Annotated in this window: 27 protein-coding genes; 12 read left to right on the forward strand and 15 right to left on the reverse strand. The window is 48.3% G+C overall.

Annotated features, from left to right (window positions below; translation table 11 throughout):
• On the forward strand, positions 1-986 hold a 986-nt coding region (locus KNP88_RS12465; protein WP_214894035.1), incomplete at its 5' end, for a copper amine oxidase.
• Positions 987-1410: 424 nt separating this feature from the next.
• On the opposite strand, the gene KNP88_RS12470 is transcribed toward KNP88_RS12465, so the two are convergent.
• Complete coding sequence (locus tag KNP88_RS12470) at positions 1411-1995, reverse strand: DedA family protein (protein WP_214802862.1); 585 nt, start codon at positions 1993-1995, stop codon at positions 1411-1413.
• 301 nt (positions 1996-2296) lie between these two features.
• Between KNP88_RS12470 and KNP88_RS12475 the strand changes: the two genes are divergently transcribed.
• Both KNP88_RS12475 and KNP88_RS12480 read left to right on the forward strand, forming a co-directional pair.
• Entirely contained in the window at positions 2297-3508 is a 1212-nt protein-coding gene (locus tag KNP88_RS12475) for a dicarboxylate/amino acid:cation symporter (protein ID WP_214802859.1), read from the forward strand.
• 209 nt (positions 3509-3717) lie between these two features.
• Positions 3718-4512 (forward strand): NUDIX domain-containing protein, encoded by a 795-nt coding sequence (locus tag KNP88_RS12480; RefSeq protein WP_159173954.1) that lies wholly within the window; start codon positions 3718-3720, stop codon positions 4510-4512.
• A 43-nt stretch (positions 4513-4555) separates the two neighbouring features.
• On the opposite strand, the gene KNP88_RS12485 is transcribed toward KNP88_RS12480, so the two are convergent.
• Positions 4556-5407: a VOC family protein gene (locus KNP88_RS12485; protein ID WP_214894036.1), complete on the reverse strand. Its 852-nt coding sequence runs from the start codon at positions 5405-5407 to the stop codon at positions 4556-4558.
• 119 nt (positions 5408-5526) lie between these two features.
• On the opposite strand from KNP88_RS12485, the gene KNP88_RS12490 reads away from it, so the two are divergent.
• The 3 genes from KNP88_RS12490 to KNP88_RS12495 all read left to right on the forward strand — a co-directional run bounded on the left by KNP88_RS12490 (position 5527) and on the right by KNP88_RS12495 (position 6831).
• Positions 5527-5883, forward strand: coding sequence for a winged helix-turn-helix transcriptional regulator (locus KNP88_RS12490; RefSeq protein WP_214894037.1), 357 nt, complete (start codon positions 5527-5529; stop codon positions 5881-5883).
• A 172-nt stretch (positions 5884-6055) separates the two neighbouring features.
• Positions 6056-6301 carry a nucleotidyltransferase domain-containing protein gene (locus KNP88_RS15690; protein ID WP_251137220.1) on the forward strand — a complete coding sequence of 82 codons (246 nt, stop codon included), beginning with the start codon at positions 6056-6058 and terminating at the stop codon, positions 6299-6301.
• Between the two features lie 17 nt (positions 6302-6318).
• Positions 6319-6831: a hypothetical protein gene (locus KNP88_RS12495; RefSeq protein WP_251137221.1), complete on the forward strand. Its 513-nt coding sequence runs from the start codon at positions 6319-6321 to the stop codon at positions 6829-6831.
• Between the two features lie 153 nt (positions 6832-6984).
• On the opposite strand, the gene KNP88_RS12500 is transcribed toward KNP88_RS12495, so the two are convergent.
• On the reverse strand, positions 6985-7914 hold the full coding sequence (locus KNP88_RS12500; protein WP_214894038.1) for an NADP-dependent oxidoreductase: 930 nt from the start codon (positions 7912-7914) through the stop codon (positions 6985-6987).
• A 104-nt stretch (positions 7915-8018) separates the two neighbouring features.
• Positions 8019-9515 (reverse strand): methyl-accepting chemotaxis protein, encoded by a 1497-nt coding sequence (locus KNP88_RS12505; protein WP_251137222.1) that lies wholly within the window; start codon positions 9513-9515, stop codon positions 8019-8021.
• Positions 9516-9639: 124 nt separating this feature from the next.
• Here KNP88_RS12505 and crcB (KNP88_RS12510) point away from each other — a divergent pair, with 124 nt between their 5' ends.
• A complete protein-coding gene (crcB, locus tag KNP88_RS12510; protein ID WP_214894039.1) occupies positions 9640-10044 on the forward strand; it encodes a fluoride efflux transporter CrcB in 405 nt (134 codons plus the stop codon).
• On the forward strand, positions 10041-10400 hold the full coding sequence (gene crcB, locus KNP88_RS12515) for a fluoride efflux transporter CrcB (RefSeq protein WP_214802849.1): 360 nt from the start codon (positions 10041-10043) through the stop codon (positions 10398-10400). The genes crcB (KNP88_RS12510) and crcB (KNP88_RS12515) overlap by 4 nt, the downstream gene beginning before the upstream one ends.
• A 59-nt stretch (positions 10401-10459) precedes the next feature.
• On the opposite strand, the gene KNP88_RS12520 is transcribed toward crcB (KNP88_RS12515), so the two are convergent.
• The 3 genes from KNP88_RS12520 to KNP88_RS12530 form a co-directional block, all read right to left on the reverse strand.
• Complete coding sequence (locus KNP88_RS12520) at positions 10460-11314, reverse strand: DegV family protein (RefSeq protein WP_214894040.1); 855 nt, start codon at positions 11312-11314, stop codon at positions 10460-10462.
• A gap of 70 nt (positions 11315-11384) precedes the next feature.
• A complete protein-coding gene (locus KNP88_RS12525) occupies positions 11385-12413 on the reverse strand; it encodes an aldose epimerase family protein (RefSeq protein ID WP_214894041.1) in 1029 nt (342 codons plus the stop codon).
• A 178-nt stretch (positions 12414-12591) separates the two neighbouring features.
• Positions 12592-14286 (reverse strand): LytS/YhcK type 5TM receptor domain-containing protein, encoded by a 1695-nt coding sequence (locus tag KNP88_RS12530; protein ID WP_214894042.1) that lies wholly within the window; start codon positions 14284-14286, stop codon positions 12592-12594.
• 339 nt (positions 14287-14625) lie between these two features.
• Between KNP88_RS12530 and KNP88_RS15760 the strand changes: the two genes are divergently transcribed.
• The gene (locus KNP88_RS15760) at positions 14626-14748 is read left to right on the forward strand and encodes a hypothetical protein (protein WP_256441655.1); all 123 of its coding nucleotides are present in this window, start codon (positions 14626-14628) and stop codon (positions 14746-14748) included.
• 148 nt (positions 14749-14896) lie between these two features.
• On the opposite strand, the gene KNP88_RS12535 is transcribed toward KNP88_RS15760, so the two are convergent.
• The 3 genes from KNP88_RS12535 to KNP88_RS12545 all read right to left on the reverse strand — a co-directional run bounded on the left by KNP88_RS12535 (position 14897) and on the right by KNP88_RS12545 (position 18921).
• The gene (locus KNP88_RS12535; RefSeq protein ID WP_088836121.1) at positions 14897-16210 is read right to left on the reverse strand and encodes a hemolysin family protein; all 1314 of its coding nucleotides are present in this window, start codon (positions 16208-16210) and stop codon (positions 14897-14899) included.
• Positions 16211-16246: 36 nt separating this feature from the next.
• Positions 16247-16645, reverse strand: a complete 399-nt coding sequence (locus tag KNP88_RS12540; protein WP_088836120.1) for a MerR family transcriptional regulator — start codon at positions 16643-16645, stop codon at positions 16247-16249.
• Positions 16646-16785: 140 nt separating this feature from the next.
• Positions 16786-18921, reverse strand: a complete 2136-nt coding sequence (locus KNP88_RS12545; RefSeq protein WP_088836119.1) for a (Fe-S)-binding protein — start codon at positions 18919-18921, stop codon at positions 16786-16788.
• A gap of 398 nt (positions 18922-19319) precedes the next feature.
• On the opposite strand from KNP88_RS12545, the gene tnpA reads away from it, so the two are divergent.
• From tnpA to KNP88_RS12560, 3 genes are all read left to right on the forward strand, one after another.
• Positions 19320-19718 carry an IS200/IS605 family transposase gene (gene tnpA, locus KNP88_RS12550; RefSeq protein ID WP_088836118.1) on the forward strand — a complete coding sequence of 133 codons (399 nt, stop codon included), beginning with the start codon at positions 19320-19322 and terminating at the stop codon, positions 19716-19718.
• Positions 19719-19723: 5 nt separating this feature from the next.
• Positions 19724-20815 (forward strand): IS200/IS605 family element RNA-guided endonuclease TnpB, encoded by a 1092-nt coding sequence (tnpB, locus tag KNP88_RS12555; protein WP_214894044.1) that lies wholly within the window; start codon positions 19724-19726, stop codon positions 20813-20815.
• A gap of 128 nt (positions 20816-20943) precedes the next feature.
• On the forward strand, positions 20944-21168 hold the full coding sequence (locus tag KNP88_RS12560) for a hypothetical protein (protein ID WP_088836116.1): 225 nt from the start codon (positions 20944-20946) through the stop codon (positions 21166-21168).
• 87 nt (positions 21169-21255) lie between these two features.
• Here the strand turns inward: KNP88_RS12560 and KNP88_RS12565 are convergent, their stop codons facing one another.
• From KNP88_RS12565 to KNP88_RS12585, 5 genes are all read right to left on the reverse strand, one after another.
• Positions 21256-22299: a zinc-binding dehydrogenase gene (locus tag KNP88_RS12565; protein ID WP_214767718.1), complete on the reverse strand. Its 1044-nt coding sequence runs from the start codon at positions 22297-22299 to the stop codon at positions 21256-21258.
• A gap of 21 nt (positions 22300-22320) precedes the next feature.
• Complete coding sequence (locus KNP88_RS12570; protein WP_214767716.1) at positions 22321-23640, reverse strand: APC family permease; 1320 nt, start codon at positions 23638-23640, stop codon at positions 22321-22323.
• 181 nt (positions 23641-23821) lie between these two features.
• A complete protein-coding gene (locus tag KNP88_RS12575; RefSeq protein WP_088836113.1) occupies positions 23822-24241 on the reverse strand; it encodes a hypothetical protein in 420 nt (139 codons plus the stop codon).
• On the reverse strand, positions 24231-24653 hold the full coding sequence (locus tag KNP88_RS12580) for a YwiB family protein (protein ID WP_239456799.1): 423 nt from the start codon (positions 24651-24653) through the stop codon (positions 24231-24233). Before KNP88_RS12580 ends, KNP88_RS12575 begins: the two co-directional genes overlap by 11 nt.
• Before the next feature lie 239 nt (positions 24654-24892).
• Positions 24893-26593: a glycoside hydrolase family 13 protein gene (locus tag KNP88_RS12585; protein ID WP_214802831.1), complete on the reverse strand. Its 1701-nt coding sequence runs from the start codon at positions 26591-26593 to the stop codon at positions 24893-24895.
• Positions 26594-26658: the final 65 nt, after the last annotated feature.

A 26658-nucleotide genomic window follows, 5' to 3' on the forward strand; every position in this document is an offset into this window, starting at 1 on the left:
CGGATGACCAGGAAGGCATCAACGCTTCGAAAGCCGAGACAGAAGAATTCGTCCAGGATCTCTCGACATTCCTCGACGCTGCGACAGAAGGCGAACTTCCGAAGGAAGCAGCTGAAGAAGTCCTTCGTGCTCACGAAGCGGACGTCTATAAAACATTCCAAGAGTATGCAGCAGGCGACTACGAAGGATCGTACAACACGTTCCGTGAAGGATACAGCCGCATGTATGACATCTCGAAAGCACTCTCAGTCGCCATCACAACACAGATGCCTGAGAAATTCGATAACTCGAAAGCTGATACGAAAGCCGCTGACCTCCGGTCAACACTCAATAGCCTCGCTGCTGAACACGTCGCTCTTGCGAACCTCAGCATGACGGCAGGCGTCGATCAAGCGAAAGACTACGATGCTGCAAACTGGGCGGAAGACATGCACACAGCTGACTTCAAAGCCGCGATCAAATCGATCTACGGTCAAGCCGGTGCGGATCAGTTCGAGCAAGTCTGGACGAAAAACCACATCGAAGCACAAGCGAACCTTGTCACAGCAGCCATCAACGATGATAAAAAAATGATGGGTGACGCACAAGACATGCTCAAAATGTTCACGAACGACTTCGGTGCGTTCCTCGGAGCAGCAACGGAAGAAAACCTTCCGACGAAAGCAGCAACTGAAGCCGTCGCTGGTCATGAAACATATGTCCAAGACACGTTCATGCAGTACACGGAAGGCGACTACAAAGGATCAGTCGATACGTTCCGCGAGTCATATGCTTACATGTACGGTGTCGGTGAAAACCTCGGTAACGCGATCGTCATGCAATCTCCAGAGAAATTCATGGACGGTACACCAGGTTCAATGCCGAACACAGGTAACGGCGGCATGAGCGACACAAGCAACAACGCAACAACAGGTGCACTTGCACTCTTCGGTCTTGCACTCGGTGCAGCTGGAATCGTCGTGGCACGCAAACGTCAAAACGCGTAAGTTCACTTAATCAACTTTATTCAAACGAAAGACACGTTCCGCCTCGGCGAACGTGTCTTTCAGCGTTTAGACAAACGCTTATGAAGAGTGAACATGCGATATCGAGATGCAATTCGTTCGCGCTGCCCTGTCTCGCCTCGTATTCAAAGCGATTCGAGATGGATTGCGCTCTAAACCGTCTGCATGCCCGGATTTCCATCACGGCATTACCTAAAAAGCGTCACATTTCATTGACTCCTACGGGTAAAAGTGCGTTTTCAACGCACTTTTAGAGGCAGGCACCCTGCTCGTTGCCCGTAAGGACTAAGGAGCAACGGCTTGCGCCTCGCCCGAGGAAAGCAATGAAAAAAGACGCTTGATCTCCCGATAGCACGTTGTCTATCGTGTTTTAAGTTATCAGGAGAGTGCTCCCCCGTGTTCTTGTTCACTCAGCGATTGCTTCTTCTTTCTCGAGGCGGTGTCGCCGTCTCGCATGTACGATGGAGGCACCCGCAATGATTAACATGACGGCAAGGATAATAAAAATCATACTCGGATTCGTCATAATCCATTCCCAAAGCTCCGACCATGTCACGGCTTGACCAATCCGAACGATGACAAATGTCCAAAGACCCGTATATAAACCGGCGGCTAAAAACGTCATCCCGAGGTATCGTGGAAGTGGGTATGCAAGCAATCCTGCAACATAATGGATGGGATGACGTACCCCTGGTAAAAAGAACGAGAGCCCGATCGCCCACAAACCACGACGATCTAAAATCTCTTCTGCCCGTGTCAAAAACTTTACTTTCATGAATTTCTTGACGAGTGGAATTTCACGGAAGAAACGGGCGAGTAAATAAAACCATGCGAAGGAAATGAAAAAAATCGGCCACGCAGCGAGCCATATGAGGACCGGATGTACCCCTTCTTTGATTCGTAACGCTGTATATCCCATCATCAAAACATCATCCGATAGCGGAGTAAACATGATTCCTCCGGCCAGGCGGACGAGTGCCATGATATCCATTAGTTCATCACTTCCTTTTTTCTCTATACAGAGAGTATGCCTGATTTTGACGTTTTTGAGTAATCTTTGTTCACAAAGTATTTTGAACGGAAAACTATTTTCTTTTTTAATTTTTCACAAGTTGATGCAGGCATGCACTGTAAAGTGGCTGTACTAAAGCGTTGAAGCGTTTATTGCATAAAATCATGCAACCGATTTCTATATTTCGAATAATCAGAATGATTAAAACGTTGTAGTAATGCCATTTTAGATGTGCGAAAATAGCTTCAATTCAGTTAGACAATTTCATTATTAAGAAAGGATGATTGGTTTGAAGTTTAAAATTGGTCTGCTCGGTCGTATTGTCATCGCCATCGCATTTGGAATTATAGTGGGTAGCCTCGTCACCGAACGCTTCGATTGGATCGTCCGTTCTTTCGTCACATTCAATGGGATTTTTGGTCAGTTCTTATCATTCGCTATACCCTTAATCATCCTTGGTTTCATCATTCCGGGTATCGGTGAACTTGGAAAAGGCGCTGGAAAGCTTGTCGGAATCACAGCTCTCATCGCTTATCTCTCGACAGTCGTCGCCGGTTTACTCGCATATGGTACAGCAGTCAACTTGTTCCCGCGCATGCTCAGTGGTTCATTCGCAAACATGGAGAACCCGGAAGAAGCACTCTTAAAAGGCTTCATGGAAGTTGAAATTCCCCCTGTCTTCGGCGTCATGACCGCTCTTGTCATGGCCTTCGTCTTCGGAATCGGAATCGCAGCAACTAGAAGCGAACGTCTGCTTGAACTCTCGATTGATTTCCGTAGTATCATCGAACTGATTATCGGCAAAGTCATCATTCCATTACTCCCGTTCCACATCGCAGGAATTTTCATGAACATGACATATGCCGGTCAAGTCGCAGAAATTCTTTCTGTGTTCGCACTCGTTTTCGTCGTCATCCTCGTTCTTCACTTCGTGATGATCACATTACAATATACGATTGCCGGTATCGCCAATAAACAGAATCCGTTCCGTCTTTTGAAAACAATGATGCCTGCCTACTTCACAGCCATCGGAACACAATCTTCCGCAGCGACAATTCCTGTCACGCTACGGCAGACAAAAGCAAATGACACCGATGAAGAAGTCGCAAACTTCGTTGTTCCGCTTTGTGCGACCATCCACCTTGCGGGTTCGACGATCACGTTGACGTCAATCGTCATCGCGATTCTTTACTTGAACAACATGCCGGTCACGTTCGGTGCGATCTTCCCATTCATTCTCGCCCTCGGTGTGACGATGATTGCAGCACCAGGCGTTCCCGGTGGTGCCGTCATGGCTGCAACCGGCTTGTTCGTCTCCATGCTCGGCTTTGACCAGACCATGGTCAGCCTCGCGATTGCACTCTATATCGCACAAGACAGCTTCGGTACAGCAGCAAACGTCACAGGGGACGGTGCAATCGCGAAAATGGTCCATGCCATCAAACGCCATACATCAATCCTTGATGACAAAAAAGAACGAGATATCGCTTAATCCCAAAAACGGCTTCGTTCTCCGCGAAGTCGTTTTTTTGTTGTGCTCGATTCGTTTGAAAAAGAAGGGAATCCGCTTACGATAAGAGAAGTGTAATAAAGAACCTGAACGTATATCTGTTTGAAAAAGAAGGGAATCCGCTTACGATAAGAGAAGTGTAATAAAGAACCTGAACGTATATCTGCTTGTATGATAGAGGAGGAATTTTCATGTTACATCGCCGGAAGACCTATACGATTCGCCCGGAACGACTACAGGAATTTACCGAGTTCTTTCACACCTATCTCTTTCCCCTACAAATCAGTCACGGTGCCCGTCTCGTCGGTCGCTGGGTGACGGAATCGGAAGATGAAGTCATCGCCATTTGGGAATATCGCGATCGCGAGCACTATGAGCAAGTCGACCGTGATGTCCGCAACAGCGCCTTACGCCGGGAAGCGATGAAGAAGCGCGCCCGCCTCGGGAAAAACCTCTACATCAAATCGACGGAAGATTTCATGACGGCGACAGGTGTCTACACACCACCCCGTGCAATCGTCAGCGTCACCGCCTACATCACGAACGATGCTGGTGAAGTCTTGCTTGTCCGCAACCTCCATCGTGGCGACACGTATGAGCTACCGGGCGGACAAGTCGAAAACAATGAATCGATTCTCGATGCCGTCAAACGTGAAGTCAAAGAAGAAACGGGTGTTGACGTCACGATCGACGGCATTACCGGCATCTATCAAAATATATCAAGTCACATCATCTGCGTCGCCTTCCGCGGGACGTACGTCAGCGGTGAATTGCAAGCACAAGAAGGCGAGACGACGGACGTCGGCTTCTTCCCTGTCACGCGTGAGAACGTCGACACCTATATCAAACGTGAGCATTTCCAAATCCGCGCACTCGATGCGATGAATCCCGTTTACCTGCCGCATGCCCTCTATACCGTCCGACCGTATGAACTCGTCAGTCGTTACGATGGCAATGCCCCGTCTGCTTTATCCGGACAAAATTAACTGACAAAAATGGACCCTCTCCACTGAGAAGGTCCATTTTTCATTATTTCGTAACCAGTCGTGCCGTAATGCCGGCATCATCCGTGACGTACACCGCGTCTTCCGTCCGCTCTACTTGGTAGAGCGAAGCATCAATCGCAGCAACCGCTTTTTCTAATACGGATGCACTTGGATAAACGAGCGTCCAATAATCCAGTCCGACGGCGTCGCCCGGTGCCTTTGGCGCGTCCGCTCCTGCCCAGAGGTTCATCCCGATGTGGTGATGATAACCACCCGCTGCAACAAATAAGGCTTTCATCCGTGACGCATCGGTCGCCACTTCAAAACCAAGCGTGTCGACATAAAAGGCGCGCCCAGCTTCGAGTGATTTGACATGGAAATGAACATGACCCATGACCGTATCTGCCGGCATTCCGTACCAGTCTTCTTCTCCTGCCTCAACGAGCATGCTTTGCCAATCGACAGGATTCGTCGCCATCTTTATTTCACCATTCGCTTCATAAGTCCACGTCTCCTGTGGACGATCGGCATAGATCTCAATCCCGTTCCCGTCCGGATCGGATAAATAAAACGCTTCACTGACGAGATGGTCGCCTTGACCAAGATCAACGTCATTTGCAATCAAGTTGCGGATGACGAAACCCAGTTCTTTTCGACTTGGCAATAAAATCGCGAAATGATACAGTCCCGCGACTGAATTGGGTGCGAGACGTCGTGCATCTTTCTGTTCCTCCAGCACGACGAGTGGTGTCATTTTTGCACCGAGCGTCGCCGTGTTCCCTGTCTGTTCGAGTACCGTTAGTCCGAGTAGATCACGGTAAAATGAAAGCGATTGGTCTAAATCCGTAATCCGTAAGCTGACCGGTCCGAGCGTAATCTCTGAATGAATTGTCATTGTCTGTTTCCTCCTAAAGTAAGTTCATACCTTCATTATCAAGCAGGACAAATTAAAAAGGAAGTAGACACAAAAAAGTGGTATAGTATCTAAAAAGATACTAAGAAGGAGGAACATTGATGCAAGAGACACCCGTTTGTCGCGTCAATACCGCGCTTGAGATTATAACAGGAAAGTGGAAGCCGTCAATTTTACTGGTCTTGATGGCCCACGGCACGTTACGCTTTAGTGAATTGAAACGGAATCTGCCGAACATTACGCAAAAAATGTTAACCGCACAACTCCGAGAACTTGAGATGAACGACATCGTACACCGTGAGATTTACCAGGTCGTACCACCACGCGTCGAGTATTCGTTAACAGAATATGGTCGGACACTTATGCCGATTCTCAAGGCAATGAATCAATGGGGAAAAGAGCATGCTGTCCATATGGAACAAAAAGAACAGGAACAACATACAGCTTCTTTACGCTAAGGGTTTGAAACAGCTGATGATTTAAAGGGATGGCTTTCGAGTCAGGCCCTTTTTGTGTTGTTGATTTTTCTCTGCTCACTCACTTTAGGAAATCAGCAAAAATGATAATGGAATAATCTCCCTTATTTCACGTATACTGTAGGAATAGACTGCTTGAAGGAGTGACTTACTTATGCACCAGCTATATGCCATCGAACAACTTACAGATCGGCTCAAACAGGATCCGACCGTTGAAGCGATTTTTTTGAAAGGCTCATTCGATCGCGGCGAGGAAGATTTTCATTCCGACCTCGACCTCTACTGCCTCGTCGCAGAAGGGACTGTTTCAGAGTTCCTGCCTCGTCGTCTGGCGCACCTTGAAGCGTACCGGCCCGTCATTTGGCACGATGACATTTTCATCGTCGCCCCACACAAATGATTGCGGTCTACGATGACTTGTTACATGTCGACCTATTTACCGTCACGACGGCTTCGTTAAATCACAAAGATGCCATCCGCGTCCTGTATGATCCAAAAAATCAGTTAGCACCGTTTATCGAAGAAACGTCTCTGACCCTGTCGCAGCAGGAATTCGAAGACGAGGCCATCGATGCCGTCTGGTTCTACTTCCAGTATCAAAAAGCCGCCGCGCGCGGCAACGGCTTATGGGCGGTCGAAATGTTACGCAGTGCGTTGACGAAGTTCGCAAAAGTCCTGTTGCACCACCATCTGCCGGAGCGGGCGCAGCTCGGACTAAAGACGATTCCAGATTACTTACCGGACGACCAGCGTGTCCCGTTCGAGGCCGTTTATGACGTCCTCGTCCCGGCGACGCATCAAGAAGCAGGACGTCGCTATGTTGCGTTACTCGAGCAGGAACGCTCTTTTTTGCAGACGACATTACAGAATCAACCGGAGACACTCGTGTTACTCGACCGTCTCCTCCGCTCAGCGTCTGTTTCCCGTTGAACAAGTCGTCGCTTTTGTCGAATATTACTTAACCTACAAACAAAACTCCCTTCGGATATTGAAGGGAGTTTTGTTTGCTGTTCCGGTTATCCTAACGTAAGATGACGTTTAGAAAACGCCCTGACTCAAAGTTCGAGTCAAGACGTTCCCACGTCATTTCACTTTAATGACGATTTTACCTTTCGCATGCCCTTCTTCTCCGTAATCATGGGCTTGTTTCGTATCCTCAAGATCAAAGATCCGGTCGACGACGGGTTTCAGTTCACCTTTTTCGACGGCTTCCGCAATTTTTTTCATCCGTTCGCCTGTCGGCTGCATGAAGACATATTCGACGCGTGCCTTCGCCTGTTTTGCTTCCTCTTCGTTCGGAGGTGTTGAAATCGAGACGAGCATTCCATTTTCTTTAAGCATGTTGTACAGTTTGCCCTGTCCGTCTCCCCCCATCGTATCGAAAACGAAATCAAGGTCACGCACGGTTTCTGCCGGATCTTGTTGTTTATAATCGATGACTTCGTCGGCACCGAGTTCACTGACCCAATCGACGTTCGGGGTGCTCGTTGATGTGACGACATACAAGCCGTGTGCTTTCGCGAGCTGGATTGCGACCGTTCCGACGCCACCTGAACCGGCACCGATGAAAATCCGGTCACCCGGTTTCGCATCCATCACTTCGAACATGACTTGCCATGCCGTATGCGCAACGAGTGGCAATGATGCGGCCTCCTCGAAGCTCAGCGAGGCTGGCTTTTTGACGACGAGATGGGCATCGACCGCGACATACTCGGCATATGTGCCTTGACGGGCAATATCCGGGCGGCTGAAGACTTCATCTCCGACCTTCAAATCGGTCACGTTTGCTCCGACTTCTTTGATGACACCCGATACATCCCAGCCGATGACGAGCGGCATGTCGTAACTGAGCATCTCTTTTAAGTACCCTTCACGCAGTTTCCAGTCAACCGGATTGACACTCGCTGCATGAACTTCAATCAATACGTCATCTGCACCAATCGTCGGTTGCTCAATCTCTCCTACTTTGAACTCATCCGATCCACCATATTGTTCGATATACGCTGCTTTCATCTCATCGTCCTCCTTTAATTTGTTCATTCACCTTTACTATGTTCCCATTCTGCTTGTTCCACAAACGAAAAAGCACACCGCGTGTCGGGCGGTGTGCTTACTCGTTAACCTTCTTTTGTCGTTTCGCGGAGCGTCGATGCCGTCGCGTTCAACGCATGAATCGCGTGCTGTAAGTCACGAATCTGTTCGACTTGCGACCGGGTCAGACCTGATAATTGATCACTGCTCGTCAATAACAAATCCATGAAGGCATCCAGCTGTTCTGTCGCCTGCGTGATATCCGTCAAACTACTCGTAATCGTTGCGAATTGCTGACGGGCGCCACTAATCGCTTGGACCGAATCGGACGAGTCTGCCGCAATCGTCTGCAAGGCTTGCTGACTCCGCTGCATCCGTTCCTCTTGCTCACGGAGTAACGTCGTGCTCGCATTGATCGCACTTCCCGTATTCGTCACGTCACGTTCAACCCGTTCGATGATTTGATTGATTTCTTTTGATGCCTCTGCCGTTTGTGACGACAGGTTGCGAATTTCCTGTGCGACGACGGTGAACCCTTTCCCGAATTCCCCTGCCCGTGCAGCTTCGATTGAAGCATTTAAACTCAGCAAATTCGTCTGCGTCGCGATTGCGTTGATGCTCGACGTGATCGTCACGATTTCTTGGAATCGTCCTGCGAGCTGACCGAATGACGTGACGGACTCGCCCATGCTGACCGTCAATTGTTGGAGTGACTCGCCCGCTTCACTGATTGTCTCTTGACTGTTCTCTGCCGTGAGTTTTGAAGAAGAACTCCGCTCGAGAGCACGATCGACGGCTAATGTGACGTCAGCAATCGATTGGACGTTACTCTCATTCATTTGCCGAATTTGACGGACGGATGTCGCATTTTTCGCTGAGTTCGCGGCAAGCATCTTCATCGCGTCATCGATTTTTTCGAATGAGGCTTTCGCCGTATCGACTGTTTCACTCATCTCTTCCGTGAACGTCGTCACGTCTGTCGCTGTTGCTGCGGATTGGGCAAGCGTCGTCCGCGAAACTTCTGCATACGTTTCCGCTTTTTCCTGTTGACGCTGAACTTCCGTCATGACATTGCGACCGAATACGGCAACAAAGACGGCTGCTGCAAAAATCATCAAGTAAATGACAAGCGCAACGATCAAGTCGAACAGATTCGTAAATTCAACCGTTCCGATGCTTGTAAACATGACGAGTTCGAGCAGACCGAGTACTCCCGCCATCACGACAATCCGGGGAATCAAGTAGACAATCGACATGACGAGATACAGATAGGCAATCGTCCAAATGCTCTGCGTCGGCAAAGTGACGAGGACGAGCGCCAGGACCAAATAGGTCAATGTGATTTGAATGTACTTCCCACTCGGCTGCTGCCCGAAAAACTGATTCCCGGCCAGTAATGCTATCGTCAAGATGATGCCACCGATCAAAAATTGATAAAAAGCTCGCATCGAGACATAATCCATCTGGGCAAAAATGAAAATCAACGGATGGGCGACTGTAATTAACGTTGGGATGAGGCGGGACAATATTTTAGTACTGAGCTGTTCGAGCGGTGACACCATCTGCAAAACTCCTTCTCTCATTCGTATACTCATCTATCGGTTTCAATGCGTGAGAGTTTTAGTGATTTGCCTATTTTACCCACTTGACGCCTTGATTCTGAACAGCGTATGTTGAAAATATGCTATAGGTAGAGGATGGGTGACAATGCTGTATGTTTTAGTCGGCTTCGCCGGTGTACTCGGTGCCTCGGCACGGTACGGTCTTAGTCTAGCAATCGGTCAACTGGCGACAGGGACGTTTCCCGTCGCAACGGTCTGTATTAATCTTCTCGGCTGTTTCGTTTTAGGATATGCCACACATTTTTTATTCCGTACAAATTTACTTCATCAATATGCGATGACGGCGCTCGGAACAGGCTTCATCGGCTCGTTCACGACATTCTCGACGTTTAGCGTCGAAGCGGTCACGTTACTGCGGACCGGTCTATATGGCTTCGCCGCACTTTATGTCCTCCTTAGTCTATTCGGCGGATTATTTTGTTCGTACCTCGGTTACGCGCTCGGGACGCGCCGTCTCCGGCAGTTCGCGGCAAGGAGGGACAACACATGACGCTGCTCGCACTCGGAATCGGTGCTTTTTTCGGTGCCATCAGTCGTTTTGCACTCAGCCAATGGGCGAAGACGTTTTGGACACGCGACTTCCCGCTTGCGACATTCATCGGTAATGTCAGCGGTTCTTTTTTACTCGGTCTCGTCATCGGTCTTCATCTCGATTCGACGTGGACGTTGTTTCTCGGGACGGGATTTCTCGGTTCGTTTACGACCTTTTCGACCTTTAAGCTCGAGACGCTCCAACTGCTCCAACATGAAAATAGACGGACACTCGCTCTTTACCTCGGGACAAGTTATGTCCTTGGCATCAGTGCAGCTTTTCTTGGTATCGTCTGTGCACTCGCAATAAACTAAAAAGCAGGTCTGCCTCGTCCGCTGAGCGGAGAAGGACAGACCTGCTTTATTTTTTTCATTTAATCATTCAACCAGAAAAGGCCGACTGTTTCTGCTCCGGCATGTGTTCCAATCGCTGGACCGAACGTCCCTTCAAGAATCGTCAATTCCGGAAACTTCGCTGCGACACTGCTCCGCAGATCGGCTGCCATGTCTGGCGCAAGCGTCGTCGCGACATAAATCCGGTTCTTATAGAATGTCTTCTGACGCATCGCATTTTCAATTTGTTTAATCATTTCGATGTATGCTTTTTTAAGTGAACGTGCCTTTTTAAACGGAACGATTTTCCCCGCTTCGTCCGTCGTGATGATCGGCTTGATGTTGAGTAAGTTCGCGAGGAATAAATCTCCTGACGAAACCCGCCCACCGCGGCGCATCGTCTCCATGTTCCCGACGATCATATAAAAATGCGTCCGTTTCGATAAGTTCGTCAAAGCTGCTGTAATCTCTTCGACGGTCTTTCCTTGTGCTTCGAGCTCCATCCCGTAACGAATGAACTCTTGTTGGTTTTCAAACGCAGTATGCGAATCGATGATATGGACTGGGAAACTTGCCGCTTCTGCAGCTGATGCAGAACTTTGGACCGTACTTGATAATCCATTCGTACAGTGCACAGCAATCGCACAATCATATCCTTCTTCTTTTAGGCGTTCATACGTACCGACGAACTCGCCGAAGATTGGTTGTGATGTCTTTGCGACCAACTTCTTGTCCGCATCAAGTGCGCGGAACAAACGCTCGACAGTGATCGTGTCTTCGTTGTAGGCAGTATCCCCGAGCAAGATTTGAATCGGTACGACATTGACGCCGATTGCGTCTGCCTCTTCCTTTTTGAAATAGGCCATACTATCGGTCACCCATGCTATTTTAGTCATTTTCTTATGCCTCCGTTAGATTCTTCTCGCTTTATCCTACCACATACGAACTTAATATTCGCGAGAAACATCACTGTATTCGGCTAAATTGAAAGGTCGTCCGCTTTTGATACCGATCGCCCGCGCGTAAGACGACGGATGGGAAATCAGGTTGATTGATGGCGTCCGGCAGTCCTTGTGTCTCAAAACAGATGCCAAGGTAAGGCGTCGCGCGACGACCGGCAATCGTAAAGTCTCCCCCTAAATGGTTGCCCGTATAGACAACGACACCCGGTTGTTCTGTCACGACACGTAACGCCCGACCACTGACCGGTTCTTCGAGGACGATTTCGCCTCCCTCTTTCAGAAGGAAGGGATGATCGACTCCGCTTCCGACCTGACGGAGCGCTTCGTCAGGAGCATGCGTCACTTCGTATAACGGCCGCGCTGTCCGAAAATCAAAAACGGTTTCATGAACGGATAAAATTTCACCCGTCGGTAACGCGTCTTGATTGAGCGGGACATAGAATGGCGCATCCATCCGCAAGCGGTGTTGCTCCACTGTCGTCTTCGCGTCTCCTGTTAAATTGAAATACGTATGGTTCGTCGGACTAAACGGTGTTGAAGCCGTCGTCGTCGCATCATACGTCAACGTCAATGCATCCTCATCCGTCCACTCGACCGTCAATCGCACATCAAGCTGTCCCGGATATCCATTCTCTCCATCCGGACTGACGAGTGACAAGTGAAGCAAATCGCCTTCAATCTCATAATCAAAAAAGCGATTCGACCAGTTGACACTCCCTCCATGTAAATGATGATCTCCTTCGTTTTGTTCGAGTAGGTAGTTCATCCCTTCGAGCGCGAATGCCCCATTGGCGATTCGTCCCCCGACACGACCAATCGTCGCACCTAAATGATGGGGATCATCTAAATATTGGTCGAGCTCGTCAAATGCGAGAACGACATTCTCAATCTTCCCCTGCTTATCAGGTACACGAATCGCCGTGATTTTACCGCCGAGGTTCAACAGGTCGACACTGTGTCCCAATCGATTCATCAATGTAAAAGCGATGATCGGTCGTTCGCCGGATCGTCCGACTTCTTTTTTTGTAATCATCCGCTTCTTCCTCCTATATCTTATCGTTGCCTGCTTTCATTTTTACCCACCTTCTCCTAAAAAAAAACAATCCTCTTGTTGAAACGCTTCCCCGCCTAAAAAACCGGACTCGACACCTGTCGAATCCGATTTTCACTTCAAGACGATTCCTGCTGATGCAGTCATATTGAGTTCTGAGTCAACCTTCCTCAACTACTGGTAGCGGCAAGGTTAGCACGACACGCGTTCCTTGGTTGAGACGAGAGTGAATCGTACACGTCGCGGCTTTTCCATACTTGATATCGAGCGTCCGTCGTAGTAAAAACAACGTGCTCGTCTCCGTCAAAGCATCTTCTTCGAGCCGTCGTTTCACATCTGGTCCGATTCCGACGCCGTTATCGCTGACTTCTAAGACAAGATCGTTCTCCTGACGAAAAGCACGTACGTTAATTTGTGAACGACGACCGACTTTCGAAAATGCATGCCGTAACGCATTGTCGACTAACTTCGTTAACAGGAATGGCATGATGAGCGTCTCCTCAATCGCCGTCTCGACATCTAAATCAATCGTGATATCCGCATGGGTTAACTGATTTTGACGTCGCCTTGTCCCTTCGAGAGCGAGATAGGCTTTTAAGGTCGTGATTTCGTCACGAAGTGGATGATCTTCGACCCAGCGTGCTGCCGTCAATAGTTGGAGCAAAGAGCCTAGCTGTTGTTTGACCGGCGTCCCCGGATCAGCCGTCTGATGGATTTCGTCCACGATTCCCCGTAAATAATTCGGATGGAGGAACGGTTTCATTTTAGGGAGCGAGCGTTTTTCGAGTTGCTCTTCTCGATACGTCACGAGCTCACGCGCAAACAGCTGAACGAGTTGTTCCGTCGTCTGTTCAATCGTGTCATCAAACAAATGACTCGGAAAATAACATACGATACCGGCCTTGTCTCCATCCATCTGTAAGGGATGAAACGATAGAATTTGGTTTGTCGTCCGGTCTTCGACTTGTAACGGAACCGCTTCTTCAATCCAACGTTGTACATTCGGTTGAAATCTGCCGCCGTACACAGGTGTTTCCCCCGCTTCAATATCGACGAGCACTTCTGCAGGTCCAAGTAAGACGACACGGTCAATTTTAGTTTCTTCCAAAATAGTCGTGCCAATCTGACAGGCGACGTCTGCAGTCATGCCTTCTTTTCGAAGTGGACGGATGACAGCCAACAATCGAGAGGAACGGGCACTTTCGCGAACAAACAATTCCTTTTCGAATCGGAGTTGCGTCCGTAAGATGACGATGAAGACGATAATCCCGATCGTGTTTGCAAACAGCATCGGGAAGACCGCCTGACTCGCAATCACGATGAGTTCCGACGGATCATCTGCGAGCAAGATGGCCAATCCTAAATCAAGGATAACCATACTCATGACGAGAGCGATCGGTTGTAATAATGTATATTTATCTTTCAAGCGCCAGCGACGACTGTAGAGACCACTGAGAGTACCGGCAACGACGGCGATGAACCATCCTGTCTCTGCTCCCATCGAACCGAGCAAAAAACGATGAAACCCAACAAGGAGACCCGTCAGTCCACCGACGAAGGGACCACCGAGCAGTCCACTCGTGACGATAATCGTTAGACGCGTATCAATCAATAATTGATCATCGGTCACTGCAAGTCCAAGCAACGGATCAATCGTTTGATTCGAGGAGACGGCAACTCCGGCATAGTTCATCAAAATACCCGAGACGACGAATATGCTGAGCAAGGCGAGTCGACGCGAGCGACTCGTCGATGTTTTAAAGACGTGCCGTGACGTTCGCCACTGCGACAATAAAAATGCTAGCAACGCCAGCATACCAAGCCGGCTGAGTAAAAACGGGATTAAGTCTAACACAAGGTTCCTCCCTCTAGTGAACGACACGATGAATTCTCTTTTTAGTAGTATTCAAGCCGACACGACGATTTCCCTACTTCCCGATCCGTTATTCACACACTGATATGATTTCTGAAAAATTGATTCCCGCAGCAACAAAAAAATCCCCTTGGTGATTTCAAGAGGATTTTAGTGTATAGACAAAACAAAATTGGAAAATAAAAGCGTCTTCCTTTTTCGTTGCTTTCCTCGGGCGAGGCGCAAGCCGTTGCTCCTTGGTCCTAGCGGACAACGAGCAGGGTCTTGCCTGCCTCTGACAGTGCGTGTTCAACGCACTTTTCCCGTAGGAGTCAACGAAACGTGGCGCTTTTCAGGGAATACCGTAAGGGGAATCCAGGCATGCAGATGGTTTGGGGCGCAATCCGTCTCGAATCGCTTTTAAAGCGAAAAGCAATCGGTCGCGACCCTGCAGCTTTGCTGTAGCGGCGCGGAAGATTGCCGCTTTGAAGACGAGGCGAGACAGGAAAGCGCGAACGGGTTAATTCCCGATATAGGATATTCACTCTTCATAAGAGTTTGTATATAGTCTAAAATCCCCTTGATTGGCTCAAGAGGATTTTGCATGTTGTTCTTATTCTGCTTTTTCGAGCGGGTGCAACCACAGTTTGATTTGATTGATTTGATAGTTCTCCATTTCCATCACTTCGACAGAGAACGTCTCTGTATCGATATGTTCGCCTGGCTGCAGATCGATGTTGTGCATCTGAATCCAGCCACCGATCGTATCGACATCTTCATCGTTCGTAAACCGCAGACCGAAACGTTCTTCCAAATCTTCTAGTAAGACCGTTCCTGCGACGAGATATTCGTTGTTCGGCAACTCTTGAATTTCTTCGACTTCATCCGTATCAAATTCGTCACGGATTTCACCGACGATTTCCTCAAGTAAATCTTCCATCGAGACGATTCCCGCCGTACCGCCATATTCGTCTACGACGAGGACGATATGTGAACGGGTTTCTTTCATTTTTCGTAACGTATCCTGAAGCGACGTCGATTCTGAGACGACCGGTAAATCCTTCAAGTAATGTGTGACCGGATATTCATGTCCGTTCGCGAAATCTGTCAAGACTTCTTTGACGTTGATATAGCCAAGAATACGGTCTTTATCATTTTCTTCCGTTACCGGGTAACGGGTAAACGGATTGTCCATGAAAATTTCCATCAGCTCCGCTTTTGAGAGACGCTCTGAGATCGTCGCCATCCGCATCCGCGGGACCATCAAATCTTTGACGACGTGCTCGTCAAAAGCAAAAACATTTTGCATCAAGGCAAGTTCCGTTTGGTTGATTTCACCACTTTGGAAGCTCTGTGCCATGATGATTTTCAACTCATCTTCTGAGTGGGCTTGTTCGTGTCCAGCAGGTTTCACACCGAAAAGTCCAAGGAACAGACGTGCCGATCCATTGAGTAACCAAATGAACGGGTACATGATTTTTCCGAAAATAAACAAGGGACGTGCGAAAATCAAAGTCATTTTTTCCGCATACTGGATGGCAAGCGTTTTTGGCGCAAGCTCCCCGATGACGACGTGTAAAAATGTCACGGAAATGAAGGCGATTCCGAACGATAAGAGTGTCGAGACGGCAGCCGAGACGCCGAATTCGTCAAAGACAGGATGGAGAATCTTTTCGACGGTCGGCTCTCCGAGCGCCCCGAGTCCAAGTGCTGTCACCGTGATCCCAAGCTGACAGGCAGACAAGTAATAATCGAGATCACCGGCGATTTTTTTAGCAAGAATCGCACTCTTATTGCCTTCTTGAATCATTTGGTCGAGACGCGACATCCGAACCTTAACGACCGCAAACTCTGACCCGACGAAAAACGCTGTTAACACAATCAACAACACCACTAAAAATAAATTGATGAAAAGTATAGTATCCAAAATCCCCTAAAAAGGGGTCACCTCCAGTTATTAGTTTTACAGCTGGGCGATCAACGATGCAATCAAGGTGAGGCGACGCGATAACTCAAGACGAATCTCTTGTTTTTCGAACTCTGTCGATTCGAGCAGACGTCGCTCTAACCCTTTGACCGTATCTTGAAGCTGCTGTACTTCTTGATAAATGACATCTCCCGTTTTTTCTTCCCGTTCCGTAAATGAAGCAAGAATCTCTTGTAAGGAAAGCCGCTGTGTCTTTAAATATTCAATCTTTTGGACTTGATGGACGACATCTTCCGGATACAACCGGTAACCTGCCGCCGTTCGTTCTGACGTTAAGAGACCGAGCGACGTGTAATAGTCAATCGTCCGTTTTGATAAGCCGGTGGTCTCCGCGACCTGACCGATTTTAAGTAGCGCCTTCCCAAAGATTCTCACCCCCTTTCACAGCAATTTGTATTTTTATCATAGCATGTCAAAACCGTACAGTACAACGTTGTGCTTGCTTTGAAACATGTATTCACAAAAAAAGACCACTCGCCGGTCTTCCGTGACGAAGACGCGCAAGTGGTCATTACTCATACCGTAGCGATTGATTCTTTCATCGGTGTCCCGACGATTGAACGTTCGAGCAATTCGACGACGTCGTATGTTGCGACGGATTCATCGACTTCTTTTGCTTTCGTTCCATCGCTGAGCATCGTCAGACAGTATGGACAAGCAGAACCGATGACAGATGGTTGCACCGTCAACAGCTGTTCCGTCCGAGCGACGTTGACACGGGCTCCGACTTTTTCTTCTTGCCACATCATCCCGCCGCCTGCACCACAGCACATCCCTTTTTCCCGGTTCCGCTCCGTCTCGACGAGCGTGATTCCTGGAATTTTTTCAAGAATGTAACGGGGAGCGTCGTAGATGTCGTTGTACCGTCCGAGGTAACACGAGTCATGATAGACGACACGTTCTTTGACTTCATGCATCGGCGTGATCCGTTTGTCGTCAATCAAGCGCGCCAGTAACTCCGTATGGTGATAGACTTCGACGTCCGGACTGAGTCCGAAGTCCGGATATTCGTTTTTGAACGTGTTGTAGGCGTGCGGATCAATTGTGACGATTTTTTTGACACCATATTTTTCGAACGATTTGATGTTCGCTTCCGCAAGTTCCTGGAACAAGACTTCGTTTCCGATCCGGCGTGGTGTGTCACCCGAGTTCTTCTCATCATTTCCGAGAATCGCGAACGAGATGTCCGCTTCGTTCAGAATGCGGGCGAATGCCATCGCGATTTTTTGACTGCGGCTGTCATACGAGCCCATCGCACCGACCCAGAAGAGGTACTCGAATTCTTCGCCGGCCTTTTTCTTTTCTTTCGCCGTTGGAACAACGAGTTCTTTGCGCGTTTTGCGCCAGTTTTCGCGTTCTTTCCGGTTCATGCCCCATGGATTCCCTTGACGTTCGATGTTCGCCATCGTCCGTTGCATCTCCGGATCCATTTTCCCTTCCATCATGACGAGATGGCGACGTAAGTCGATGATCTTGTCGACATGTTCATTCATGACCGGGCATTGATCTTCACAGTTACGGCATGTCGTACACGCCCAGATTTCTTCTTCCGTGATGACATTGCCAATCAACGAATCGGGTACGATGTCCATTTGACCGGCTGCAGCAAGGGACGCAATCTGATTCCCTTGTGATCCGTCAAAGGCAAAGGCAGGTGCCCACGGTGATTTTTGTGTGATCGCTGCCGTCTTCATGTTGAGGTGATCCCGCAGCTTGACGATTAAGTCCATCGGCGACAGCATCTTCCCTGTTCCGCTCGCTGGACACATATTCGTACAGCGTCCACATTCGACGCAGGCATACAGATCGACCAATTGTTTTTGGTTGAAGTCTTCAATTTTATTGACCCCGAAACTAAATTCGGCATCATCATCTTCCGCTTCTTCCATGACAGACAAGTCGATCGGTGCAAGGCGGCCGACTTTTGACGTCCGACCGAGCCAGACATTGGCCGTACCGGCGATTAAGTGGGCATGTTTGCCTTGCGGGATGTAGACCATGAAGCTGAGTAAGAACAGTAAATGGGCCCACCAGAAGAAGACGAACAGTCCGAATGCGACCTGTTCCGGTACCCAGCTGAACAAGAAGGCGATGGCAGACGCAACCGGTTCACCGAGTGTCGAATGATTTTCATAGACGAGGAAAAATCCGTTGCCGAATAAAACTGCGACCATCAATCCACCGATAAAGATTAAGGCGAGTCCTGCCATGAAGTTTCGTTTTAAGCGCACCAGTTTCTCGACATAGCGACGGTAGAATCCCCAAACGACCGCAACCAAGATGACGAGCATGACGATTTCCTGGAAGAACGTAAAGATTGGATAAAGTGGACCGAGTGGAATGTGTGGAAAACGTTGTCCGACTGCGAGTCCCTTCCAGATGAAATCAATCGCTCCGAACTGGACGAGTAAGAAGCCGTAGAACATCATGACGTGAATCGTCCCACTCTTTTTATCCTTAAGTAATTTCTTTTGTCCAAAGACGTTCACGAGTACCGAATTGAACCGTTCTTTATTCGTTATATCCCATTCCGCCTTTTTCCCCCGACGAATCGCTTCGTAACGGCTCTTGACGAGCGTCACGAATAGATAACCTGCATACCCGACGATGAGCAGGAAGGCAATCCAGTTAATCAGTAAAAATGTCCCCATGAAACAAGCCCCTTTCCCCCTAAAGCAGTTGTATTGAGATGAGTATAGCACATAATGAATGACTATTCATTCATTATTTTGATATTTTTGGTTACGTTTACATTGACTTTTCTATTAAAATCTCAGTTCAAATAGGAGGTTTTTGGTTATGAAAGGGATTTTGCAACATCCGAGTGGTTTAGTAAAAGAAGTAAAAGCCGGTTTCTCATGGACGAAGTTCTTTTTTGGGTTTTTCCCGGAGTTTTTCCGCGGTGATTTTAACTAAATTTAGCGAGAATTCTCCCACCTCTAAGCGTCTCAGGGCGAAGCCCAGCGTGTGGGAGATGAATCGCCCGTCTTGGCAAGACTTCAATCGTTTGATACAATCAGTATAACTAATCAAAAGGACTGATATATCAATGAAAATGGACACAAATAAACATTCAGTCTTTCTTCTGAATTATCATCTTGTTCTCGTCGTGAAATACAGATGCAAAGTGATCGATGACGCCATCTCGGAGTTCGCGAGACAGACGTTCGAACGAATCGGCGCGTCGTATCATATCACGCTGAACGAGTGGAATCATGACGGCGATCATATCCATGTGCTGTTCAAAGCACACCCGAACACGGAGATGTCAAAGTTTCTGAACGCCTACAAGAGCGCAAGCAGCCGACTGATCAAACGAGACTTTCCGCACGTCAAGAAACGATTATGGAAAGACATGTTTTGGTCTCGAAGTTACTGTCTGGTGACGACCGGTGGTGCGACAAGCGACGTCATCAGACATTATATCGAAAAACAAGGAAAGGAGTGATTGCTTTGCTGAAGGCGTACAAGTTTCGACTCTATCCGACGAAACCCCAACAAGAATATTTCGTGAAGACGTTCGGTTGTGTCCGTTTCGTCTACAATAAGATGCTCGAAGAACGTATCCGATTGTATGAAGATTCGAAGCTCAATCCTGACACGAAGCAGAAGCTCCCAACCCCAGCGAAGTACAAGTCCGAATTCCCTTTCCTCAAAGAAGTCGACAGTCTTTCTCTTGCGAACGCTCAGATGGACTTAAACAAGGCGTATACCAACTTTTTTCGAGATCGGTCTGTCGGGTTTCCGAAATTCAAATCGAAGCACAATGACCGGGCCTCTTACACGACAAACAATCTGAAGGGGAGCATCCGCATCGAAGATCGTAAGGTGAAACTTCCTAAAATCGGTTTTGTGAAGTTGAAACAACATCGTCCGTTTGATGGTGTGATCAAGTCCGCGACGGTCTCGATGACGAAGACCCGGAAATTCTTCATCTCCATCCTTGTCAATCAAGCCGAAGAGCAATGGGTTCTAGCCAAGAATAAAGTAGGAATCGACCTTGGTTTGGAGCACTTCGCCATCATGACAAACGATGAGCGTGTTTCTGAGAAAGTTGACAATCTTCGTTTTCTTCGAAAGTCCGAAGAGAAGATAAAGAAGGCGCAACGCGCCTTGTCCTGCAAGAAAATCGGGAGTCAGAACCGAGAGAAGGCGAGGATGATCCTCGCGAAGAAGCATGAAAAGATTGCAAATCAACGTAAAGATTTTCTTCATAAGCTGTCGAAACGAATCGTTGACGAAAACCAAGTCATCGTCGTTGAGACACTAAAGTCGAAGAACATGATGAAGAACCATAAAATCGCCAAATCGATTGCAGATGTCAGTTGGTATGAGTTCGTCCGACAGTTAGAATACAAATGCAAATTCTATGGACGAACACTTATCAAAGTGGATCAATGGTACGCCTCTACTCAAATCTGTTCTTCTTGTGGAGTAAAAGGCGAGAAGAAAACGATCGATGTACGCGAATGGACGTGTACTTGCGGCGCTCATCATGACAGAGATATTAATGCGAGTATCAACTTGTTGATGTTGGCAGACTGAAAACCCTTCAGGGTGGGAACCACCCGATGAGCTTGGTAAATAACCGTAGCTAGTAAAAGTACGATCTTCCCAAGAAGCTCCCACTTCAATTTGCGAAGCAAATAAGTGGTGAGTAGTTCACATGGGGCTTGATTCAACTTGTTCTCGGTTTCATCGCAGCATTTGCGACAGCCGGCATCCTGAGTATCGTAATCAATATCGCGTTTGCTTTCCTATACAACAAGCTTTACATCAACGATTTAATCGAAAAAGGCTATCGCCCGATTGATCAGTCGTTCCAACAATCGTTATGCCAACGCGGCATCCACGCTAAACTCTTATCCGAAACAGAACGGACAGAAGCTGTATTTTGATCTTTCTTTTTAACACATACAAAAAACCGACAGCTTCTCACTTTCCAAGGAAGGTCAGAATCCGTCGGTTTTTTTGTATAAAGTTAATTATTCGCCCGTTGGCAACAAAACGATTTTCCCAAGCTTCCCCGCTTCCTTGAAATACGTCTGCGCTGCCCCCGCTTCCTCGAGCGGGAACGTCCGGTCGATGACCGGTTCGAGTTTCCCGGCGGCAATCGCTTCAAGCATCCGTCCGTATTCTGCGCGCGTTCCGAGAACAGAACCATACAGCGTCAAGTGCTTCAAGTAAACCGTCCGGAAGTCGAGCTGTGTCTGCTGACCCCCGGCTGAACCGGAGATACAGAACTTCCCGCCATTTTTTAAGACGGCGAGTGAGGTCGCGAATAACGCGTCTCCGACGACATCGAGGACGGCATCAATGGGTCCACCGTTCGCCGCTACAATATCATCTGCCAGCTGCTCTGATTTATACGAGAGGACATGTGTCGCCCCAAACTGTTTTAACTGGTCGCTTAGTGCAAGATCTCCGACAAGGGCGATGACGTTTGCCTGAAAGACACGTGCGGCAATTTGAACGTTCAGTGAACCGACACCACCATTCGCCCCGGTCACGAGTACCGTTTGTCCCGGTTCCAGTTGGAGCTGCTCGACCATGTGCCACGCCGTCAAACCACTGACGGAGAAGACGGCACTTTTCGTGTAGTCGTCAAGCGGCATATCGTAACAGAGTTCAGCCGGCCAGACGACGTAATCCGCGTAACCCCCGTCGTATTCCGAGCCGATAAACGACATATCCTGCGCGATATGCTCCGTTCCGTCCGGTCCGCTTGAGGTAAAGGGAAACAGGACGACGTCCCGCCCGATTTGTGTTTCTTCTACTCCCGTCCCGACTTTCACGATCCGTCCGCTAATATCAGAACCCGGGACGCGTGGAAACTGAACGCCTTCCGGTTTCCAACCCGATTTTGCGTCCGTCCCGTAGGCCCCTTCACGCATCCAAATTTCTGTATTGTTGATCGCGCACGCTTTGACTTGTACGAGTACTTCTCCTGGACCGGGCTCAGGAATCGGACGCTCGACGACGGCGAGCTGGTCCACGTCCCCGTATCCTCTGACTTCGACTGCTTTCATGATCATCTCTCCCTTTCAAACTCACTCTGATTTATCGTTTGACGCATCCTCTTCATCGACATGTTTCAAGAACAGTCGTTCACCGAAGAAGACGACGGCGATGACGATCAGTGACACGACGACGACGAGCCAATCACTTGAGGCTTTGACGTAGACGAAGGCACCAAGGACAATCGCGTCAAGGATGATTGCACTGATGACGATGAATGGATTAACGCTCAACTCTTTCCGAAGATGTTTCAGCACACCGACATGAATGATGATATCCATGACGAGATATAAAATCGCGCCCATCGAGGCGATGCGTGTCAAGTCGAACAGCACCGTTAAGACCATCGCAATGACGATCGTATAAACTAACGTATGCTTTTGCACCGACCCCGGCATCCCGAAGTGTCGGTGCGGAATCAACGTCATGTCCGTCAACATCGCGAGCATCCGTGAGACAGCAAAGACACTGGCAATGATTCCGGAAATCGTCGCGAGGAGCGCGATTGACACCGTGAACCAGACACCGGCGTCACCAAGTGCCGGACGTGCCGCTTCTGCCAGAACATAATCCTTCGCATCGATAATTTCTTGGAGCGATAGACTGCTTGACACCGAGAAGGCGAGCAAGAGGTAGACGACCAGACTGATTAAAATCGACACGATGATTGCGATGCCGACGTTACGTTTCGGATTGACGATTTCAGACCCGCTGTTCGTAATCGTCGTAAACCCTTTAAACGATAAAATCGTTAAGGCGACTGCCGCAATATAGCCGGTGATTGTGACATCGGGTGCACTCCCCGTCGTCTCCGGGACGAATGAAAAGCCGCCGATGGATAACGCAATAATCGCAAAGACAACGAGTGCCGCGACCTTCAAGACCGAGGCGACGAGTGAAAAAGATTGAATGAAGGCATTTCCTGCGATATTGACTAAAAAGGCGAAGACCAACAAACCGACACCAAGTAAGGGAACGAGGTAGTCGGCTTGATCCCCCGGGAATAATTGCAGTAAGTATGTCCCGAACGTCCGGGCGACCAAGCTTTGGTTGATGACCATCGACAAGGCCATTAGTAAGGCGGCACCCGCCGTAATCGTTCCTTTCCCGTACGCTTTGACGAGGAACATTCCGATTCCGCCGGCAGACGGAAAGGCATTGCTCAGTTTGATGTAGGAATAGGCACTGAATGCCGTCACAATCCCACCGATGATGAAGATGAACGGAAACCATGTCCCGGAAAGTTCTGCGACTTGCCCAAGCAAGGCAAAGATTCCGGCACTAATCATGACGCCTGTTCCGAGTCCGATGGCTCCTGTTAACTTGATGCTGTCTTTCTTGTATTCTGCCACTCGCTTCACTCCTCTCTATTGCAGTCATTACCCTGAAAATTCTTAGGTTTAAACAGCGATCGAGAAATAGCGTGTCTGCAAACAATTTTTTGAACACAAATAGAGAGGGGGCATCAAAACCCACCTCTCTATTTCGTCATCACCTTTAGCGTGGTCAAAAGCAATTCCGTCTAACCCGCCGTTATTCGAGACCTAACGCTTGCGGCAACTTGACTGCTTTTGTATAAGCGGTCTGGTAATCTTTTTTTGCGACAGCTTGTTCGACCTGACGGAGCGCCGGGTGGTTTTCTTCCGCGAACGCACCGAGAATTGCGAGGTAGCGCTCGTAGACCGTTTCGTCCTCTTTTCGGGCATGGAGTAACGCCGTATACAGCATGACTGTATCTTCTCCGTAAAGAACCGGCAATTCTTCATTGATCAACAACAATGAATCGATTGCATCCGTCTCGACTTTCGGGTTGTATTCCGTCATGACCTGTTCTGCGAGTGTCTCGAGCTGATCGCGCCACGCATTGTATTTGTCCTCATCATTTTCTAACCACTCGAACCATTCCTCATCGAGCATCTGTTCCATTTCTTTTACCGTTTGTTCAAACGCCATCTGTCTCACTCCGTTTCCATGTTAGTTCAATCGTATACGTTCCGACCGCCTGATGATTCATCATCAAGTCGTAGGTGAAGCGCATCTGTTGGTCGCGCATTTCAATCGTGTGGGTCTCCGTCTGCATCAACATCTGACCAAACTGACTTTCATATCCACTCTTTGTTTGTTGTCCTAAAATGAACACATGGTGCATTGAAACAGGACCTTTACGGTTCAACGCAACTTGATCATGCGACCATTTGATCGTTGTATCAATCGGTTGCTCGTCTTCTTGTACGAATTTTACCGCAAAACCGTCCTTCGTCTCGAACAGCATACCTTCTGCTTCGAGATCGACGGATTCACGCATCGCGTCATCTTGAATCGTCGTCACTTGCCGCAGCAGGACGGGATAACGTTTTGGTTTCACTTTTTATCACCTCATTGTCTAGCGTACACGATTTTTTCCTCATGCGCACGGTCGCAAACTGACAATCTACACAAAATAGCCTGACTCAAAAAGGATTCATCCTTTTCCAAATGTATCTTAGATATGTCTCAGAGCGTCAGGACCGAGATGAGGAGACATAGAAAATGCCAATGAACCCGTATCATAAACGAGATCATTGGCATTCGCTGCGTACAGGTCGGAACGTTCATCCCCGTTCCTTAACGTACCCGGTACAGACGTGCTTCGAATGGACGAAGCGCTAGTTCTGTTCCTTCGTGATAAGCCGTCACGTAGTTACCGAGAACGAGATTATCCGAATGGAGGATGATGTCCGTGTCGATGTCCGCTGCTTCACCTTTTAAGTTCGTGACGATTAAGAATTGTTCGTCACCGAGTGTCCGGGTGTAGGCGTAGACTTTTTCGTCGTCCGGTAAAATCAAATCATATTCTCCATAAATCAATGTTTCTTCTGCTTTACGAATTTGAATCATCCGTTTGTAGAAGTTAAGAATCGAATCTTCATCTGCTTGTTGCGACGCGACATTGATGTCAGCGTAGTTTGGATTGACACCGAACCATGGTGACTGCGTAGAGAAACCGCCGTTTTGCTCATTCGTCCACTGCATCGGTGTCCGTGAGTTGTCACGCGATGAGTTCCAGATGACTTCCATGATTTCTTCATGCGTCTTACCGGAGCCCAGTTGCATGTCGTACATGTTTTTCGTCGCGACGTCATCATAATCCGTAATGTCCGGGAATTGAACGTTCGTCATCCCGATTTCCTGCCCTTGGTAGATGAATGGTGTGCCTTGCATGAAGAAGTACATCATCGCAAGCGACTTCGCACTTTCCTTCCAGTACTGTTCTTCATCTCCCCAAAGTGAAACGGAACGGACCTTATCGTGATTTTCAAGATAGAGTGCATTCCAGCCCGTTTCTTCAAGACCTTTTTGCCACTTTGTCAAAACTTGCTTCAGTTTGACGACGTCGACACCTTTTTCTGCATCTGACCGCCATAAGTCCATATGCTCGAACTGAAAGACCATGTTCATTTTTCCGTTCTCTTCGCCGACCCAAAGATCTGCTTCTTCCGGTGTAACACCATTTGCTTCACCGACTGTCATGATGTCGTACTTCGAAAACGTTTCGTTTTTGAGTTCTTCCAAGTACTCATGAATCCCATCGACGTTCATATGCATCTCAAACGATGGCACGTGTGGCATACCGAGTGGGTTTGGTAAATCGGCAAATGATTGATCTTTATTGATGTGGCTGATGGCATCGATTCGGAACCCGTCGATTCCTTTATCGAGCCACCAATTAATCATCGTATAGATCGCTTGACGCATGTCTTTGTTTTGCCAGTTCAAATCCGGTTGGCGACGCGAAAAGACGTGTAGGAAATATTGTTCTGTCTTTTCATCATATTCCCACGCGGATCCGCCGAAGATGCTTTCCCAGTTGTTCGGCTCCCCACCATTGACGGCATCTTTCCAGATGTACCAGTCGCGTTTCTCATTCTCTTTTGAAGAACGCGATTCGAGGAACCAAGGATGCTCATCTGATGTGTGGTTGACGACAAGATCGAGTAAAACTTTAATATCACGTTTGTGCGCTTCTTCCATTAAGAGGTTGAAGTCTGCCATCGTCCCGAACTCATCCATGATATCTTCGTAATCACTAATGTCATAACCATTGTCGTCATTTGGCGATTTAAACATCGGACAAATCCAAAGAACGTCGACACCTAAATCTTTCAAATAATCAAGTTTTGCGATGATACCCGGAATATCGCCGATTCCATCGTTGTTTGCGTCATAAAAGCTTCGTGGGTAGATTTGGTAAGCGACAGCTTCTTTCCACCAAGCTCGTGTTAAGGTTTTTTGGGCCGTTTCTGGGCGCGGTATCATTTGTGTCATCGTATATAAATCCTCTCATCGGTCTGTCTTAGTCCATTGATTTTTTCATCATAATTGCTCATTTG

It is taken from the genome of Exiguobacterium sp. H66 (genome assembly GCF_018618705.1).
In the GTDB taxonomy this organism is placed as follows: Bacteria; Bacillota; Bacilli; order Exiguobacteriales; family Exiguobacteriaceae; genus Exiguobacterium_A; species Exiguobacterium_A oxidotolerans.

Bases quoted from the DNA above. Each gene is read 5' to 3' on its own strand.
- KNP88_RS12520 (WP_214894040.1), bottom strand. From the start codon at position 11,314: ATGACTAAAATAGCATGGGTGACCGATAGTATGGCCTATTTCAAAAAG.
- crcB (WP_214802849.1), top strand. From the start codon at position 10,041: ATGACGCTGCTCGCACTCGGAATCGGTGCTTTTTTCGGTGCCATCAGT.
- KNP88_RS12565 (WP_214767718.1), bottom strand. From the start codon at position 22,299: ATGAAAGCAGTCGAAGTCAGAGGATACGGGGACGTGGACCAGCTCGCC.
- KNP88_RS12490 (WP_214894037.1), top strand. From the start codon at position 5,527: ATGCAAGAGACACCCGTTTGTCGCGTCAATACCGCGCTTGAGATTATA.
- KNP88_RS12485 (WP_214894036.1), bottom strand. From the start codon at position 5,407: ATGACAATTCATTCAGAGATTACGCTCGGACCGGTCAGCTTACGGATT.
- KNP88_RS12500 (WP_214894038.1), bottom strand. From the start codon at position 7,914: ATGAAAGCAGCGTATATCGAACAATATGGTGGATCGGATGAGTTCAAA.
- KNP88_RS12525 (WP_214894041.1), bottom strand. From the start codon at position 12,413: ATGATTACAAAAAAAGAAGTCGGACGATCCGGCGAACGACCGATCATC.
- KNP88_RS12505 (WP_251137222.1), bottom strand. From the start codon at position 9,515: ATGAGAGAAGGAGTTTTGCAGATGGTGTCACCGCTCGAACAGCTCAGT.
- tnpA (WP_088836118.1), top strand. From the start codon at position 19,320: ATGAAAATGGACACAAATAAACATTCAGTCTTTCTTCTGAATTATCAT.
- KNP88_RS12575 (WP_088836113.1), bottom strand. From the start codon at position 24,241: ATGGCGTTTGAACAAACGGTAAAAGAAATGGAACAGATGCTCGATGAG.
- crcB (WP_214894039.1), top strand. From the start codon at position 9,640: ATGCTGTATGTTTTAGTCGGCTTCGCCGGTGTACTCGGTGCCTCGGCA.
- KNP88_RS12470 (WP_214802862.1), bottom strand. From the start codon at position 1,995: ATGGATATCATGGCACTCGTCCGCCTGGCCGGAGGAATCATGTTTACT.
- KNP88_RS15690 (WP_251137220.1), top strand. From the start codon at position 6,056: ATGCACCAGCTATATGCCATCGAACAACTTACAGATCGGCTCAAACAG.
- KNP88_RS12480 (WP_159173954.1), top strand. From the start codon at position 3,718: ATGTTACATCGCCGGAAGACCTATACGATTCGCCCGGAACGACTACAG.
- KNP88_RS12475 (WP_214802859.1), top strand. From the start codon at position 2,297: ATGATTGGTTTGAAGTTTAAAATTGGTCTGCTCGGTCGTATTGTCATC.
- KNP88_RS12545 (WP_088836119.1), bottom strand. From the start codon at position 18,921: ATGGGGACATTTTTACTGATTAACTGGATTGCCTTCCTGCTCATCGTC.
- KNP88_RS12585 (WP_214802831.1), bottom strand. From the start codon at position 26,593: ATGACACAAATGATACCGCGCCCAGAAACGGCCCAAAAAACCTTAACA.